At 69.2% G+C, this 16,590-nt stretch carries 15 protein-coding genes; 8 read left to right on the forward strand and 7 right to left on the reverse strand.

What is annotated here, in order from left to right:
- Positions 1 to 26 precede the first annotated feature (26 nt).
- The 6 genes from JHB91_RS07645 (at position 27) to JHB91_RS07670 (ending at position 5,246) form a co-directional block, all read left to right on the forward strand.
- Entirely contained in the window at positions 27 to 1,133 is a 1,107-nt protein-coding gene (locus JHB91_RS07645; RefSeq protein WP_199472295.1) for a DegT/DnrJ/EryC1/StrS family aminotransferase, read from the forward strand.
- Entirely contained in the window at positions 1,118 to 2,077 is a 960-nt protein-coding gene (locus JHB91_RS07650) for a glycosyltransferase family 2 protein (protein ID WP_199472296.1), read from the forward strand. Before JHB91_RS07645 ends, JHB91_RS07650 begins: the two co-directional genes overlap by 16 nt.
- Entirely contained in the window at positions 2,074 to 3,051 is a 978-nt protein-coding gene (locus JHB91_RS07655) for a WxcM-like domain-containing protein (RefSeq protein ID WP_199472297.1), read from the forward strand. Before JHB91_RS07650 ends, JHB91_RS07655 begins: the two co-directional genes overlap by 4 nt.
- A complete protein-coding gene (locus JHB91_RS07660; RefSeq protein ID WP_199374928.1) occupies positions 3,048 to 3,455 on the forward strand; it encodes a GtrA family protein in 408 nt (135 codons plus the stop codon). The genes JHB91_RS07655 and JHB91_RS07660 overlap by 4 nt, the downstream gene beginning before the upstream one ends.
- Before the next feature lie 94 nt (positions 3,456 to 3,549).
- Positions 3,550 to 4,302, forward strand: a complete 753-nt coding sequence (locus tag JHB91_RS07665; RefSeq protein ID WP_199472298.1) for an electron transfer flavoprotein subunit beta/FixA family protein — start codon at positions 3,550 to 3,552, stop codon at positions 4,300 to 4,302.
- Entirely contained in the window at positions 4,302 to 5,246 is a 945-nt protein-coding gene (locus tag JHB91_RS07670) for an electron transfer flavoprotein subunit alpha/FixB family protein (protein ID WP_199472299.1), read from the forward strand. The genes JHB91_RS07665 and JHB91_RS07670 overlap by 1 nt, the downstream gene beginning before the upstream one ends.
- Positions 5,247 to 5,313: 67 nt before the next feature.
- On the opposite strand, the gene JHB91_RS07675 is transcribed toward JHB91_RS07670, so the two are convergent.
- The 4 genes from JHB91_RS07675 to JHB91_RS07690 all read right to left on the reverse strand — a co-directional run bounded on the left by JHB91_RS07675 (position 5,314) and on the right by JHB91_RS07690 (position 8,033).
- Positions 5,314 to 5,946: a CoA transferase subunit B gene (locus JHB91_RS07675; protein ID WP_199472300.1), complete on the reverse strand. Its 633-nt coding sequence runs from the start codon at positions 5,944 to 5,946 to the stop codon at positions 5,314 to 5,316.
- Entirely contained in the window at positions 5,946 to 6,707 is a 762-nt protein-coding gene (locus tag JHB91_RS07680; RefSeq protein ID WP_199472301.1) for a CoA transferase subunit A, read from the reverse strand. The genes JHB91_RS07675 and JHB91_RS07680 overlap by 1 nt, the downstream gene beginning before the upstream one ends.
- Before the next feature lie 73 nt (positions 6,708 to 6,780).
- Positions 6,781 to 7,644: a class I SAM-dependent methyltransferase gene (locus tag JHB91_RS07685; protein WP_199472302.1), complete on the reverse strand. Its 864-nt coding sequence runs from the start codon at positions 7,642 to 7,644 to the stop codon at positions 6,781 to 6,783.
- Positions 7,641 to 8,033: an EamA family transporter gene (locus tag JHB91_RS07690; protein WP_199472303.1), complete on the reverse strand. Its 393-nt coding sequence runs from the start codon at positions 8,031 to 8,033 to the stop codon at positions 7,641 to 7,643. The genes JHB91_RS07685 and JHB91_RS07690 overlap by 4 nt, the downstream gene beginning before the upstream one ends.
- Before the next feature lie 168 nt (positions 8,034 to 8,201).
- Between JHB91_RS07690 and JHB91_RS14115 the strand changes: the two genes are divergently transcribed.
- Positions 8,202 to 10,193 (forward strand): DUF2142 domain-containing protein, encoded by a 1,992-nt coding sequence (locus JHB91_RS14115; protein ID WP_199472304.1) that lies wholly within the window; start codon positions 8,202 to 8,204, stop codon positions 10,191 to 10,193.
- Positions 10,190 to 11,206, forward strand: coding sequence for a glycosyltransferase family 2 protein (locus JHB91_RS07700; protein WP_199472305.1), 1,017 nt, complete (start codon positions 10,190 to 10,192; stop codon positions 11,204 to 11,206). Before JHB91_RS14115 ends, JHB91_RS07700 begins: the two co-directional genes overlap by 4 nt.
- On the opposite strand, the gene JHB91_RS07705 is transcribed toward JHB91_RS07700, so the two are convergent.
- The 3 genes from JHB91_RS07705 to JHB91_RS07715 are packed head-to-tail and all read right to left on the reverse strand — an operon-like array spanning position 11,194 to position 16,586.
- Positions 11,194 to 14,355, reverse strand: coding sequence for a glycosyltransferase (locus JHB91_RS07705; protein WP_199472306.1), 3,162 nt, complete (start codon positions 14,353 to 14,355; stop codon positions 11,194 to 11,196). The two genes, JHB91_RS07700 and JHB91_RS07705, sit on opposite strands and share 13 nt — an antisense overlap.
- A gap of 19 nt (positions 14,356 to 14,374) precedes the next feature.
- Positions 14,375 to 15,748: an ABC transporter ATP-binding protein gene (locus JHB91_RS07710; RefSeq protein WP_199472307.1), complete on the reverse strand. Its 1,374-nt coding sequence runs from the start codon at positions 15,746 to 15,748 to the stop codon at positions 14,375 to 14,377.
- Positions 15,738 to 16,586, reverse strand: a complete 849-nt coding sequence (locus tag JHB91_RS07715) for an ABC transporter permease (RefSeq protein ID WP_199472308.1) — start codon at positions 16,584 to 16,586, stop codon at positions 15,738 to 15,740. Before JHB91_RS07715 ends, JHB91_RS07710 begins: the two co-directional genes overlap by 11 nt.
- Between the last annotated feature and the right edge of the window lie 4 nt (positions 16,587 to 16,590).

Below are 16,590 nucleotides of genomic sequence, written 5' to 3' on the forward strand. Positions count from 1 at the left end.
CAGGCCAACCGGTACCGCCGTGACGCATGCGCCCACCCCTTGTTCCCGTCAATTCGCTGGTGCGCCACGTGGCCGCGCTGCGCGTCGAGCTCGCCGCGGCCCTGGCCGACGTGGTGGACAGCGGGCATTACGTGCTGGGGCCGGGCGTTTCGGCGTTCGAGTCCGCCTTTGCCGCGTACTGCGGCGTGGCCCACTGCGTCGGCGTCGCAAACGGCAGTGACGCACTGGAGCTTGCACTGAAGTCCATCGGCGTCGTGCCCGGCGATCGCGTCGCGGTGCCCGCCAACGCCGCCATGTATGCCACCACGGCCACGCTGGCCTGTGGCGCGGAGCCGGTGTTCGTCGATGTCGACGCCGACGCCACGCTGGACCCGGCGCAGCTGGCGCGCGCCTGCGACAGCGACGGCCCGCTGCGCGCGGTGGTGGCCACGCACCTGTACGGCCGCCTCGCGCGGATCGACGCCATTGCCGACACCTGCCGCGCGCGTGGTGTCGCGCTCGTCGAGGATTGCGCGCAGGCGCATGGCGCGTGCACCCCGGACGGTCGCCGCGCCGGCGCATTCGGCGATGCCGCCGCCTTCAGCTTCTATCCCACCAAGAACCTCGGTGCGCTGGGCGACGCCGGCGCCGTGGTCACCCGCGAGGCCGCCGTGGCCGCGCGCGTGCGCGCGCTGCGCCAGTACGGGTGGGAACAGAAGTACGTCAACACCCTGCAAGGTGGCCGCAACAGCCGTCTCGACGAACTGCAGGCGCGCGTGCTGTCGATCAAGCTGCCGCTGCTGGACGGCTGGAACGGGCGCCGCCGCGACATCGCCAACCGCTATTCGCAGGGCATCCGCAATGCGCGCATCGCGGTGCCAGCGCCTGCGGGCGACGAGTACGTGGCGCATCTGTATGTGGTGTACGGCGAGGCCCGCGATGCGCTGCGCGCGCACCTGGACGCGGCCGGCATCGCCAGTGACGTGCACTACCCGCTGCCCGACCACCGGCAGCCCTGCTTCGCCGGGCGCTATGCCGGCAGGTCGCTGCCGATGACCGAACGCCAGGCGCGCACCGCGCTGACGCTGCCATGCTTCCCGGAGCTGACCGATGACGAGGCCGACAGGGTGATCGCCGCATGCAACCGCTTCTGACCCCCGCGCTTTCGGTGGTGGTGCCGGTGTACCGCAACGCCGGCTCCATCGCGCCGCTGCTCGACGCGCTGCGCGGGCTGGCGCGCGGGACGGAGGGCGGCTTCGAGGCGGTGCTGGTGGTCGACGGCAGCCCCGACGACAGCCACGCCCTGCTGCGCGACGCGCTGCCCACCGCGGGCTTCCCCGCGCAGCTGGTCGAGCTGACGCGCAACTTCGGTGCTTTCCCGGCGATCCGCGTCGGCCTCGAGAAGGCGCGCGGCCGGGTGATCGCGGTGATGGCGGCGGACCTGCAGGAACCGCCGGAACTCGCGCTGCGCTTCCTCGCCGCGCTGCGCGACGGCCGTGCCGACGTCGGCTTCGGCGTGCGCGACGGGCGCGACGACCCGTTCTTCGGCAAGCTGCTGTCCACGCTGTTCTGGTCGCTGTACCGGCGCCTGGTGATGCCCGACATCCCGCGCGGCGGCGTGGACATCTTCGCGGTCAGCTCCGATTTCCGCGACCGCCTGGTGGCCCTGCGCGAGTCCAACACCAGCCTGCTTGCACAGCTGTTCTGGCTGGGCGGGCGCCGCGTGTTCCTGCCCTACCAGCGCCGCCGGCGCGAGCACGGCCGCAGCGCGTGGACGCTCGGCAAGAAGCTCAAATACTTCTCCGACAGCGTGTTCGCCTTCAGCGACCTGCCGGTGCGCATCCTGTTCGCGACCGGCGCCCTGGCGCTGGTGGTGGCGGTGGCCCTCGCGGTGGTGGTGGTGGTGGCCAAGGTGTCGGGCCTGGTGACCGTGCCGGGCTACGCGGCCACGGTGTTCACCATCCTGTTCTTCGGTGCCATCAACACGCTCGGCCTGGGCGTGGTGGGCAGCTATGCCTGGCGCGCGTTCGAGAACACCAAGGCGCGCCCGCTGGCGCTCGTGCACAGCGAGCAGACCTTCGAGGGCGAGGCACCATGAGCCACTACGTGCATCCCAATGCGCTGTGCGAGAGCGACAGCATCGGCGCCGGCACGCGGGTATGGGCATTCGCGCACGTGCTGCCGGGCGCGCGCATCGGCCGCGACTGCAACGTCTGCGACGGCGTGTTCATCGAGGGCGACGTGGTGGTGGGCGACCGCACCACCATCAAGTGCGGCGTGCAGCTGTGGGACGGCGTGCGCCTGGGCGACGACGTCTTCGTCGGCCCCAATGCCACCTTCAGCAACGACATCTTCCCGCGCAGCCGGCAGCGACCCGAGCGCTACGCGGAAACCGTGGTCGAGGACGGCGCGTCGATCGGCGCCAACGCCACCTTGCTGCCCGGCGTGCGCATCGGCCGCGGCGCGATGATCGGCGCCGGCGCGGTGATCACCCGTTCGGTACCGGCGAACGCCATCGTGGTCGGCAACCCGGCGCGCATCGTCGGCTATGTCACCGATGACGACGCCGGCCAGGTGCTCGCCGGCGATACGCGCGATGCCCCGCGCGAGTCCGCATCCCCGACGCCTGCCGGTAGCGGCAGCGATCCGCTGCCAGGCACCGGCGGCGCGCGCATGGTGCGGCTGCCGCGCTTCATCGACCTGCGTGGCTCGCTGGCGGTTGGCGAGTTCGCGCGCGACCTGCCGTTCGCGCCGGCGCGGTACTTCCTGGTGTTTGACGTGCCCTCGCGCGAGACCCGCGGCGAACACGCGCATCGCGAATGCCACCAGTTCCTGGTCTGCGTGCACGGCTCGGTGCGCGTGCTGGCCGACGACGGCCGCCACCGCCGCGAGTTCACCCTCGACGCACCCGAACTGGGCCTGCACCTGCCGCCGATGACCTGGGGCACGCAGTACCGCTATTCGCCCGATGCGGTGCTGCTGGTGTTCGCATCGCACGCCTACGACGCCGCCGATTATGTCCGCGACTACGACACCTTTCTGGCGCTGGCTGCCGCCGCGCCCGGCGCATGAACAGGTTGCTGGCCGCGCTGCGCCACGACGGCACCGCCGCCACCTTCGTGCGTTTCGTCGCGGCCGGAGGCACCAACACGGTCGCCTGCCTGATCGTGTACTGGCTGCTGCTGCCGTGGATGGCGCCGCAGGCGGCGTACGCGGTGTGCTTCGTCGTCGGCGTGGGCCTCGGCTACCTGCTGCACACCCGCTACGCGTTCCGTGCGCGGCGTGGATGGCGCAGTTTCGCCGCCTGGCCGCTGGTGTGCCTGGCCGGCTGGGCTGTGGGCGCCAGCGTGCTGGAACTGGCCATCGGACCGCTCGGCATCGACCCGCGCCTGGCGCCGTTCCTCTCGGTTGCGGCCAGCATGCCGGTGACCTTCCTGCTCGGGCGGCGCGTGCTGCGGCCAGCCGCCGGGGCATGATCGCCGCCCCACCGCGGGGGCCAAGTTCGCGCCGCGGCCTCCGGCCCGCTAAAATCGCGGGTTTCCGCCCTACCCCCAAGGACGCACCGCAACGATGAAAATCCTCGTCGGCTACAAGCGCGTGGTGGACTACAACGTCCGCATCCAGGTCAAGCCGGACGGTACCGGCGTGATCACCGACGGCGTCAAGCTGTCGGCCAACCCCTTCGACGAGATCGCGCTGGAAGAAGCCCTGCGCCTGCGCGACAAGGGCATTGCCACCGAAGTCGTGGTCGCGACCATCGCGCCTGCCGACGCGCAGCCGCACCTGCGCAACGGCCTGGCCATGGGCGCCAACCGCGCCATCCACGTGGTCATCGACGCCGGCCAGGACGTGCAGCCGCTGGCCGCCGCGCGTGCGTTCCTGAAGCTGGTGGAAAAGGAAGAGCCGGACCTGGTGATCCTCGGCAAGCAGGCGATCGACGACGACGCCAACCAGACTGGCCAGATGCTGGCCACGCTGTGGGGCCGCCCGCAGGCGACGTTCGCGTCGAAGCTCGAGGTTGCCGACGGCCGTGCCACGGTCACCCGCGAGGTCGACGCCGGCCTGGAAACGCTGGAAGTGGACCTGCCGGCGGTCATCACCACCGACCTGCGCCTCAACGAGCCGCGCTTCATCAAGCTCCCCGACATCATGAAGGCCAAGTCCAAGCCGCTGGAATCGATCCCGTACGCCGACCTCGGCGTCGAGGGCGGCGGCGCGCTCAAGGCCACGCAGTACGCCGCGCCGGCAAAGCGCAGCAAGGGCGTGATGGTCAAGGACGCGGCCGAGCTGGTTGCCGCACTGAAGGAAAAGGGGTTGCTCTGATGGCCAAGGTCCTGATCGTCGCCGAACACCACGGCGGCAAGCTCAACGCATCCACCGCCAAGTGCGTCACCGCCGCGCAGGCGCTGTCGCCCGACGCCATCGACATCGTGGTGCTGGCGTCCGATCCCGCCGCCGTCGCCGCGGAAGCCGCGCAGATCGCCGGCGTCACGCGCGTGCTCACCGTGGCCAATGCCGCCAACGAGCACGCCATCGCCCAGGTGCTCGCGCCGCAGGTGGCCGCGCTGGCCGCCGGCTACACGCACGTGTTCGGCCCCTCGACCACGTTCGGCAAGGACCTGATGCCGTGCGTGGCCGCGCTGCTCGGCACCGCGCAGGTGTCCGATGTCATGGCGGTCGAAGGCAGCCACGTGTTCAAGCGTCCGATTTACGCAGGCAACGCGATCGTCACCGTCGAAGCGGCCGCCGACCAGATCGTGGTGGCCACCGTGCGCACCGCGTCGTGGAAGGAAGCAGGCAAGGGCGGCAGCGCCGCCATCGAGGCGGCCAGCGTCGACGCAACCCTGCCAGGTCATACCCGCTTCGTCGGGCTCGCCGCAGGCTCCACCGATCGCCCCGACCTGCAGTCGGCGCGCCGCGTGGTGTCGGGTGGCCGCGGCGTGGGCTCGAAGGAGAACTTCGAGGTGATCTACAAGTTCGCCGACAAGCTCGGCGCGGCGGTGGGCGCATCGCGCGCCGCGGTCGACGCCGGCTACTGCCCCAACGAGATGCAGGTCGGCCAGACCGGCAAGATCATCGCGCCGGAGCTGTATGTCGCGATCGGCATCTCCGGCGCGATCCAGCACCTCACCGGCATCAAGGACGCCGGCACCATCGTCGCCATCAACAAGGATGCCGACTCGGCGATCTTCGAAGTTGCCGACATCGGCCTGGTCGGCGACCTGTTCCAGGTGCTGCCGGAGCTGGAGGCGGCGCTCGGCGGTTGAGTCCGCCCTGCGGCGCGGCACGGCCGCCAGCAGCAACGAAAGAGGCCGCGATTGCGGCCTCTTTCTTTTACGCCTTGCGGAACGGCACGCCGGTTTTCGCGCGCAGCGTGTCCTCGTCCACGCCGTCCGCGGCCTCGACGAGCCGCAGCCCGTCCGCCGTGACGTCGAACACCGCCAGCTCGGTGATGATGCGGCTCACGACGCCCACCCCGGTCAGCGGCAGCGTGCACTCGGGCAGGATCTTCGGCTCGCCATTCTTCGTGCAGTGCTCCATGAGCACCACCACGCGCTTCACGCCGGCCACCAGGTCCATCGCGCCGCCCATGCCCTTGACCATCTTGCCGGGCACCATCCAGTTGGCCAGGTCGCCCTTGTCGGTGACTTCCATCGCGCCGAGGATCGCCAGGTCGATGTGCCCGCCGCGGATCATCGCGAAGGAGTCATGGCTGCCGAAGTAGCTGGCGCCGGCGCGCGCGGTGACGGTCTGCTTGCCGGCGTTGATGAGGTCGGCGTCGAGCTCGTCCTCGGTCGGGAACGGGCCGATGCCGAGCAGGCCGTTCTCGGACTGCAGCCACACGTCCACGCCGTCCGGGATGTGGTTGGCCACCATGGTGGGCAGGCCGATGCCGAGGTTGACGTACATGCCGTCGGCAAGCTCGCGCGCGGCGCGCTGCGCCATCTGGTCGCGGGTCCAGGCCATCACTTGCCTCCTTCGCGCACGGTGCGCTGTTCGATGCGCTTCTCGGGCGTGGCATTGACCACGATGCGGTCCACATAGATACCGGGCAGGTGCACCTGGTCGGGATCGATTTCGCCCACCTCCACCAGCTCCTCCACTTCCGCCACGCACACATTTCCGGCCATCGCGCAGGCGGGGTTGAAGTTGCGCGCGGTCTTGCGGAACACCAGGTTGCCGGCGCGGTCGGCCTTCCAGGCCTTGACCAGCGACACGTCGGCGACCAGCGCGGTTTCCATCACGTAGTGCTTGCCGCCGAACTCGCGGGTCTCCTTGCCATCGGCGACGATGGTGCCGTAGCCGGTAGCGGTGAAGAACGCCGGGATGCCTGCGCCACCGGCGCGCAGGCGCTCGGCCAACGTGCCCTGCGGGTTGAACTCGAGCTCGAGTTCGCCGCCCAGGTACTGGCGCTCGAACTCCTTGTTTTCGCCCACGTAGGACGAAATCATCTTGCGGATCTGGCGCGTGGCCAACAGCTGGCCGAGGCCGAAGCCGTCGACGCCGGCATTGTTGGAGATCGCGGTCAGGCCCTTGGCGCCCGAATCACGCAGCGCGGCGATCAGTGCCTCGGGAATGCCGCACAGGCCGAACCCACCCACGGCGAGCGTCTGGTTGTCGGCAACGAGTCCGTGCAGGGCCGCTTCGGCGGAGGGAAACACCTTCCCCGACGGCGATCCAGCGGGCGGCGATGCGGTGCCGGCGTCCGGCGTGGCGTGATGGGACATGTCTGGCTGCTCCAGGGTCGTATCCCGCAAGTCTAGCGGGCACCCATGGGACGACAAGCGTCCTTTAGGACAGTCACGCCTTGCGCAGCAACCAGACCTCGATATCGGGCGGCAATACCGCGAGCAGCGGACGCGCCACTGTGACCGCCGTCGCCAGCGCGGCCGCTTTCGCCACCGGAACGTCGCGCGAATAACGGATGCGCGAATACAGGCCGCGGACAGCCACCGAAGGCAGTGACATGCGCGAGGCGAGTTCGAAGCGGCTGCGCCGCCCAAGCCGCTCGATGCTGTCGGTGTCGAAGTAATGCACGTGCGGCGAAGGGAAGCCGAGTTGCCACATGCGCTCGAACGATCCCGCCATGCCGACGCGGGCGAGCAGCTTCGAGAGCCGGTAGAGGAATCCCTTGCGCGACGGTGCGTTCACCACCACCCAGCCACCGGGGACCAGGTGGTCGTGGCAGGCGCGCAAGGTGGCGTTGACGTCGGGGATGTGCTCCAGCACGTCGTTGAACACGATGACGTCGAAGGTCTCGTCGCCTTCCAGGACGTCCGGGAAGAAGCCTCCGCGCACGGAAAGGCCGCGCGCCCGCGTTGCTTCCGCCACCGCGCTGTCCGGCTCGATGCCCACCACGTCGAATCGCCCTGATGCCGCCTCCATGAACCAGCCGTGGGCGCAGCCGACATCGAGCAGTCGCGGCACTGCCCCGTCCTTGCGCGACACCGTGGACGCCAGCCGCTCCAGCAGGCGTGCGAAATTCGCCTGGCGCAACGCGGCGAGCCCGTCGTGGCGGGACGCCTCGTCGAGGTCGCCACCCGTGGCCTGTTCGAGGATGTGAGGCTGCAGCGAGCTCCCCTCGTAGCTGCACGCAGTGCAGGTGAGGTGCCACGCCGGCAGGCCGGACCGCAGCGGCGCATCGCAGGCAGGGCAAAGACTCATGACCGGGCTCCCCAGGCGGTGATCGCGATGCCGCAGAGGATGACCGCACCGCCCGCGAGTGTCTGCCAGCGCAACGGTTCGCGCAGGAACATCGCGGCAATCACCGGCACCAGCAGGAAGGCCAGGCCGTAGAACGGGAAGGCGAACGACAGCGGCACGCGGGAGAGCACCACCAGCCAGGACAGCGTCGCCACTCCATACAGGGCGAGCGCGGCAACCAGCGGTACCGATACCCAGGTGGCCGGCTGCGACATGTCGAGGTGCGCGGACGCGGTCTTGAACAGCACCTGCCCGAACGAAAGCATGAGGATCGTAGCGAGGATCAGCAGCACATTCGCCGCGGTGATGTATTCCGCCATATCGGCGGAGGGCGTGTGCGTGCTGGGCATGGCGCAATCCTGACGTGTCCGCCGAATCATAGCCGACGCCAACAGGTCCGTCCGCCCCGCTATACTTCGCGGCCGCCAGTCCTGGCCGCGTCCTGCTCCACCGACCGGTCGGAGACAAGACCCGCGCTGGACGCCGGGACGGCGTTGTCGCACACCGAGGGGGTTCCTGTGCCTGCGAGTTCTCCAAACCCCGAACGCACTTTCCGGGCCGGGCAGAGCGCGTCCCTTGCCTCATCGCTGCTGGCGCGGCTTGCCGCGCGCCGCTGGCGCCTTGCGGCGACATGCCTGCTGGCGATTGCCGCGGCCGTGGCGCTCGCCGCCACCTGGCTGCATACCCGTTCGACCGTGAAGTTCGAGGCACATGCCTCGGCGCCGACGAAGCTCCAGATCTTCCATTCCGCGGATGGCCACTTCAGCGAAGGCGCATCGGACGTCGTCGGAATCCCGTCGCAGGACGGGCGGATCCGGCTGCGGCTGTCTTCGGGAGACGCCAGGCACCTGAGGATCGACCCCGCCCCGGGCAGCGCGCCGCTGCGGCTCTGCGAACTGCGTGGCCGCGATGGTGCGAAGTTCCGCTACGACGTCACCGCGACCAACGACCTGGAAGTCCGGCACGAAGGCCCGTGCCTGGTGCTGCAGGCTTCCCAGTTGGGGCCGGACCCCTTCGTGGTCCTCCAGGCGCGGGGCCAGGCCGCGTCCCGCACATCCCTCCTGTGGCGTGCGGCCATGGCGCTCGCCGCGCTGACCGCACTGGCCGCGTTCCTCGCCGCGCTGCGCATCGTCGACGGCGCACCGGGCGTGGCGCGGATGGCGACGGCAGGCTTCGCCTGGTGCTCGCGCCGCGCGCACTGGCTGTGCCTGGTGCTCATGCTGGTGCTCGGCGGGCTGATCCTGCAGGCACTGCCACCCAACGGCGTGCCAGACGAGGCGGCCCATCTCAGCAAGATCGCCAAGATCCATGGTGGCGAATGGCTGGGAGACTCCGGACCGGTGCCGATTGTCGATGTGGAGGCGATGTACGGGACGCTCTGGGGTCAGGTCGAACGACCCGGCATGCTCGACGGCACCGAGCTGCAAAGGCAGCTCGACCAGCCGCTGGCATGCAACCGCGCGGCAAGGGTGCTGCCCACGTCCGCCGACCAGTACGCCCCGCATTTGTATGCGGCTCCGGTGCTGGTGCTGGCCGCCTCGTGCGGGATCGGCACGAGCTTCGACACGTTCCTGGACCTGTCCCGCTTCCTCAACCTGCTCATCGGCGCCTGTCTTGTGGCGTACGGCATCCGCCACGCCGCGTTCGGGAAGTGGGCGCTGTTTGCGGTCGCGTTGTTGCCGATGACGCTCAGCCAGGTCGCGTCGATCAGCGCGGATTCGCTCATGCTTTCGCTGAGCTTCTGCCTGGTCGGCGTGGTGTCGGGCGTCGCGGGCGGGACCTTTGCGCTGGAGCGGGCGCGCTTCATCCTCCCGGCGCTGGCCTTGCTGCTGGCCTTCGCCAAGCCGGGCGCGGCGTGGATCCTGGTCGCCGTGCTGTTCTGCTATCCGGCCTGCCGCCTCGCCCGCGTCCGCTTCGCCGAACTTGCGCTGACCGCGATGCTCATCCCCTGGGTCCTGCACACGGCATGGACGATCTGGTCGGCAGGCAACGTGCATTACGGGCCAGGCGTGGACCCGGAGGCGAACCGCGCATTGCTGATGGAGCAGCCGATGGTGGTGGCACACATGGCCTACAACACATTCTTCGGCGACGGCCTGTCCGCGCTGTACGAATCGATGATCGGGCGGCTCGGGTGGCTGGACATCCCGCTGTCGAGCTGGACCTACACCGCCGCCGGCGCGATGCTGCTCGCCAGCTTGTGGACGAATCCGGATGGCACACGCATCCCGGCAGCAACCCGGATGCTCGCGGCTGGCGCCGCGCTCGGCTCGCTGGCCTTGCTGGCGGTGCCGCTGTTCCTGACCTGGACGCAAGTGGACGCGCCGGTGATCCAGGGACTGCAGGGCCGCTATTTCCTGCCCACGCTCGCGTTCCTGCTGGTGTTCAGCGCGCTGCGCGCGGGTCCGGTGCTCAGGCTGCTGTTGCTCGCCTGCGTGCTGTGCGTGCCGGTGTTGACGTTCGACGCGCTGTCCAACATCCAGATGCGCTATCACGGAGCGGCGTCGTGACGGCCTCCTCGCCCCGCATCGCGGTGGTACTGCCCTGCTACCGCGTCAAGGCCCACATCCTCGACGTGCTCGCCACCATTCCGCCGATCGTCGAGATCATCATCGTGGTAGACGATGCCTGTCCAGAGCGGTCCGGCGCGATCGTGGAGGCGGAGTGCACCGACCCCCGCGTCCGCGTCCACTACAACGCGGTCAACCAGGGTGTCGGCGGGGCCGTGCTCAACGGGTACCGCGAAGCCATCGCCGCAGGCGCGGACGTCATCGTCAAGATCGACGGCGACGGGCAGATGGATCCCCGCCTGATCGCGCACTTCGTGGCGCCCATCGCGGCCGGCGAGGCCGACTACACCAAGGGCAACCGCTTCTTCGACCTGACCAACATCACGCGCATGCCGCCGCTGCGGATCTTCGGCAACGCAGTGCTGTCATTCATGGCCAAGCTGTCGACCGGCTATTGGGACCTCTTCGATCCGACCAACGGCTACACCGCGATCCATGCCGACGTCGCCAGGCGACTGCCTTTCGACAGGATCAGCAAGCGGTATTTCTTCGAGACCGACCTGCTGTTCCGGCTCAACACCCTGCGCGCCGTGGCCGTCGACGTGCCGATGGACGCGCATTACGGCGACGAGGTCAGCAACCTGCGCATCTCGCGGATCCTTGGCGAATTCCTGGCCAAGCACGTGCGCAACTTCGGCAAGCGGATCTTCTACAACTATTTCCTGCGCGACCTCTCGCTGGCCTCGCTGGAGCTGGTGGCCGGCATCGTGCTGGTCACCGGGGGCGCGGTGTTTGGCGCGCACGCGTGGCTGCAGTCCATGCAGTCGGGCGTCTCGACTCCTGCCGGCACGGTCATGCTCTCAGCCCTGCCGATCATCCTGGGCCTGCAGTTCGTGCTCGCGTTCCTGGGCTACGACATCGCCTCCGTCCCCCGCCGTCCCCTGCATCGGGCGAACCGCGGGATGGCGATCCTGCGGGGCGACGCGGCGCGCCTCCCGGATCAGGGCGCCTGAATCAGGGCGAGTCGCGATGCCACGTCGGCGTGGGGCGTGGCGTCGACAACCTCCGCGATCGCATCCCATACCGCCTGCGGTGAGAAGTTCGCGCGGATGAACGCCTGCCCGGCGCCCGACGCCTGCATCCATGCGTCGGCGTCGGTGGCCAGGCGGACGATCGCGGCGGCCATCTCGGCCGGCTGCGCGGCCACCACCAGGCCATCGGCGTCGCTCAAGCCCTGCGCACCGATCGGCGTGGTGACGCAGGGCACGCCGGCGTGCATGGCTTCCAGCACCTTGCCCTTGACGCCCGCACCGAACCGCAACGGGGCGACCGCGACCCGTGCGCGGCCGTAGGCGGCCAGGAGTTCGTCCTCGGTCACGGCTCCGGCGATATCGACGCCGTCGCCTGCAAGCGCGCGGATCGGCTCGCCGGGATCGGCGCCGACCACCACCAGCCGCAGCGCAGGCAGCCGCCTGTGCACCAGCGGCCAGACCTCGTCGGCAAACCAGAGGATGCCGTCGGCGTTGGGTGCGTGGGCGAAGCCACCCACGAACAGCACGCTGTCGCGCCCCGCGACGGCCTGCTCCGCGGTTCCGGGCAACGCCGGCGGCGGCTCATAGGCGAACAGCGGCACGGTGCGGGCGCGCCCTGGCGCGTGGTTGGCCCCTTGCCACTCGCTGACGCGTGCCGTCTCGTCCCGCGACGGGTAGAGAACCAGGTCGGCGGCACTCCAGATGTGCTGCTCCGTCGCCTGCAACGAGTCCGCCTGGATGGCGTCGTCATCCGTTCCGAGGACCGCATGCGCACCCTGCAGCCGCAGGTGATGCACATCGTGGCCGTAGTAAAGGACCTTTGCCGCGGAATGCCGGCGCACGGCATCCAGCGCCTCCATGGCCACGTGCGGACGGCTGAGCACGACATAGTCGAGGTAGCGGCCGTTGTCCTGCATCCACGCATCGAACGCGCGACCGCCGTCGCCGTTGCCGACCATTTCGATGGCATGCATCGCCAGCAAGTCCAGGTAGCCCTGCTCATGCTCCGTGCGATGGCTCCAGAACTTGACGTCCAGGCCACGCATCCAGAGCAACCGCATCAACTGCCACATCGCCCGCGAGCCCGCGTCGCGATCGGTGTGCGGTGGAAGGTCATCCACCACCAACACCATCTTTTTCAGTTGTGCACGGCTGCGCGCGAGGAACACATGTTCGCCCGGAGGCAGCTGCGCGCGCGCCAGCTCGTGTGCCCAACGCTCGCGGAAGACCTCGCGGTTGCGCGCCTGCCACGCCTTGCCGCCAGCGTCCTCATCGGTTCCGTGCGACAGGCCTTCCTGGTGCACCACGACCGACCCGGGCTGGAAGTAGCTCACCAGCCCGCGCTCGCGCAGGCGGAATGCGAGATCGGTGTCTTCGTAATAGGCCGGCGTGTAGCGCTCGTCGAAGCCACCGATGTCCCGGAACACCCGGGTGTGCAGCATCACCGATGCGCCCGACACATAGTCGACCTCGCGCACCGCGGCGAACTGTGGCCCGGATGGATCGCCGCCGCGCCCGAAATTGCAGCCCGACGCATCGGACCACACGATTGTCCCCGCTTCCTGCAGGCGGCCGTCGGGGTACACCAGCATCGAGCCCGCGATCCCGCAGTCGTGATAGATCGTGAATGTCCGGAGCAGTGCGTCCAGCCATCCCGGGGTGACCAGGGTGTCGTTGTTGAGGAGATGCAGGAAGCTGCCGCGCACCAGCGGCAAGGCGGCGTTGACCGAGCGCAGGAAGCCCAGGTTGGTGGCGTTGCGCGTGTAGACCAGGCCCGGGACGTGGGCGAACCGGTCCATCTCCACCTCGCCCGACGCGTCTTCGACGAGGATCACTTCGAACGGTGCGTCCGCGCCGGCGTCGCGGATCGACTCAAGGCAGCGGCGGGTCTGTTCGAAGTGGCCGTAGGACGTGACCAGGATGGACACCAGCGGAGTGTCGTGCACGGGGAACGCGAGGCCGGCCACCGGCAGGTCGGCACGCGAAACGCGCTGAGCGAGCGCAGCCCTGCCGCCGGTACTCGCAGCGTCCGTCCCCGATACCAGCGCCGACCACAGGCGCTCCACTTCGGCTTCGAGCATGCCCGCCCAGGCGGCGTCTTCGCGGTCCTGCGCCTCCGCCGCGACCAGGAGCCTACGGACTTCCTCCAGCTCGCGGGACGTCGTCGCGGCCTGGGCATCGAGTTCCGCGATCCGCAGGTTGGCAGCGTGGTGGATCGTGGACAGATCCCTGAGCGCGTCGGTGACCTCCGCCGCAGCGCGGTTGCGGGCGTCGACGAGCGTGTCGTACTCGGCAACCGCATCGGCGAAGGCAGCCGTGCGCAGGTCCTCGAGGGCCGCCGGTGGCACCACCACGATGTCGTAGACCTCGTCGACCGGCAGCGACACGCGCGTGAGCTCGCGCATGCTGTCCACGTCGAAGACGACCACGCAGGCCGACGCGATGCCACCGGGCTCCGCGTTGCGGCTGCGGCTGAGGCCGGCATGCAGCCGCCCGCCGGGGCCGAACGCGAGCCCGCGGACATAGCCATCGAGCAGGAACGCGGCGTCCTCGCGAAAATCGCGGTAACACCGCAACGTGCGGGCTTCCGAATCACAGAGCCAGAGGCGACCTTCGTGCGACACCAGCGAGTGCGGTTGCGACAGTCCGTCGATCACGACTTCGCCCGACTCGACATCGAACACTTCACCGGCGCCAAGCGTCGCGCCCTTGTAGCCCCTGTGCGTGGCAAAGCGGCCGAACCGCGATGCGAGCAGTCGGCCCTCGTGCATGCACACGGAATTGATGTGCTGCGAATCCTCGTCACCGGGGAACGACCATTGGCGCAGCAGCGCGAAGTCGGGGCCCAGCTCGCGGATCACGTTGTGCTGCGTCGCGACGACATACAGGTGACCTGCGTGCCATTTGACGTCGTGGAGATCCAGCGACTCGGCCGCGAGGTTCACGCGCACGACTTCCCGGCCACGCAGCCAGCGCAGCTCCGCCAGGCCTTCGGCCTGGCGGGCCAGCACGGCGCCGGTCGGCACCAGCGCGACGCCGGTCGTATCCACCTTCGACCAGCGCTCGACCCCGTCCGGCCCGAGCAGGAACACTCCGCCCCCGTTCACCGACGACACCAGCAGCTGATCCATGGGCCCGGTCATCATCTCGTCATCCCATCGACTGGATCGCGCCGGCCTGCGCCTCCAGCGTGAATCCAGCTTCCATGTCGGCCACGCCTTCTGCGTGGTTCAGCTCGCCGGTGACGGTCAGGATCAACACGTCGGCCCTGCGGTCGATCGCATGGATCTCATGGCCGTCCTCGTCGAGCTGCGAAACGCCCACCGTCACGAAATACTGGCCCCGCAACAACGAGCAACGCAGGTCGAACTCCGCCACGGTCGTGGTGCCGGCATCGCACCGGTACAGCTCGCCCTTCGACACCAGGGTGTTCGAGCTGTACACCACCGCGCCGGTGACGGTGCAGACGCGCAGGCCGAAGATCAGCCGGTCGAGCGCCAGCGGCGCGTGATAGCGGACGAGCAGCCGGAACGGCGAGCGCGCGGGCACCAGTGGCCCGTTGCCGTGATCGCCGACCACCATGCAATCAACGGTGCGCGCACGTCCGTCGCCGAGCCGCGTCTCGTCGCGGTTGTAGCCGGGCCGCGTGGCCATCAGCTCGCGCGCGCCGCCGGCCATGAATTCCGCGATCTCGTTGCGGTCCTGCGCGGCTTCGGCTTCGGCATCGGCTTCGGCGTCCGCACCGGCGGGCCCGGGTGGCGCGTCGACGGGTTCCGGTTCCTGCTGCAGCTCGCCGAACACCACCTTGAGGTACTGCTTCACCGCCGGTTGCGCGTCGCCGTCGAACACCACGCGCCCGCCATCGAGGACGATGCCGCGGTCACACAGCTGCAGCACCGAATCGATCGCGTGCGTGACGAACAGCAGCGTGCAGCCGTCCTGGCGCATCTGCTCGATGCGCTTGAAGCACTTGCGCTGGAAGTAGATGTCGCCGACCGACAGCGCCTCGTCCACGATCAGGACGTCCGGGTCGGTATGCACGGCGACCGCGAACGCCAGGCGCATGAACATGCCGCTGGAATACGTCTTGACCTGCTGGTCGACGTGGCTGCCGATCTCGGCGAACGCGAGGATGCCGCCCATGCGTTCGTCGATCTGGCGCTGGCTCAGGCCGAGAAGCGACGCGTTCATGCGCACGTTCTCGCGCCCGGTGAATTCGGGGTTGAAGCCCGCACCCAGCTCGAGCAAGGCCGCGATGCGCGCCGAGACCATCAGCTCGCCGGTCGTGGGTTGCAGGATGCCGGCAATGATCTGCAGCAGCGTGGATTTCCCGGAGCCGTTGCGCCCGATCACGCCGATGCTCTCGCCGCGGCGGATGTCCAGGCTGACGTCCCTCAGCGCATGGAACTCCTCGACGGGCCGCAGCCTGGGTGCCAGCACATGCAGCAGCTGCTGGTACGGCTTGTTGAACATGGGGAAGGCTTTGCCGACGCCACGCAGGCGGATGACCGGTTCAGAGGACATCGGCGAATCCACGGCTGGTGGCCCGGAACCAGGCATAGGAGGCGTACAGGATCACGACGCTGGCAACGCCGCGCCACGCCCACCCGATCCAGTCCGGCGGCCTGCCCCACAGCGCGACCTCACGCACCTGGTCGATGAAGAACGTCAGCGGGTTGAGCTTGAAGACCAGCTGGTACTGCTCGGAAAGCGCCTCCACGGGCACGATTGCCGATGACAGGAACAACAGCGCCGTCACGATCGCCGGGATCGCCTGGCTCAGGTCACGGAGATACACGCCCAGCGATGACGCCAGCCAGCCCACCGCCACCGCCAGCAACGCGAGCGGCAGCATCACCACCGGAACCAGCACGATGTACGGGGAAAACGTGCCCGCCAGCAGCTTTGCCAGCAGTGCGAACACCACCAGGTTGGCCAGCAGGGTGAAGCCGGCCGCGAGCATCACCGTCCACGGCAGGATATGCAGCGGGAACACCACGCGCTTGACGTAGTTGCTGTTGTCGACCATCAGCCGTGGCGCGCGTCCAAGGCATTCGGCGAAGAAGCCGTGCACCATGATGCCGAGGAACAGCACCACGCCAAACGGTGCGTCGGCGTTCGTTGCCTGGTTCCACCGGCTGCCGAGGATCTGGCCGAACGCGACCGTGTAGATCACCAGCATCATCAGCGGCCCGAGCAGCGACCAGAACAGGCCGAACGTGGCGCCGCGGTACCGCCCGAGGATGTCGCGCAGCACCAGCTCGCGGGTCAGGTCGGCATGGCGCCCGATCGCCGAAAACGGCGCGAGCAGCCTCCGCAACCGCTGCGCGCCCGCCGCGCGCGCAGCCGTCTCAGGCACCATCGTT

The sequence above is a fragment of the Luteimonas sp. MC1828 genome (genome assembly GCF_016461615.1).
In the GTDB taxonomy this organism is placed as follows: domain Bacteria; phylum Pseudomonadota; class Gammaproteobacteria; order Xanthomonadales; family Xanthomonadaceae; genus Luteimonas.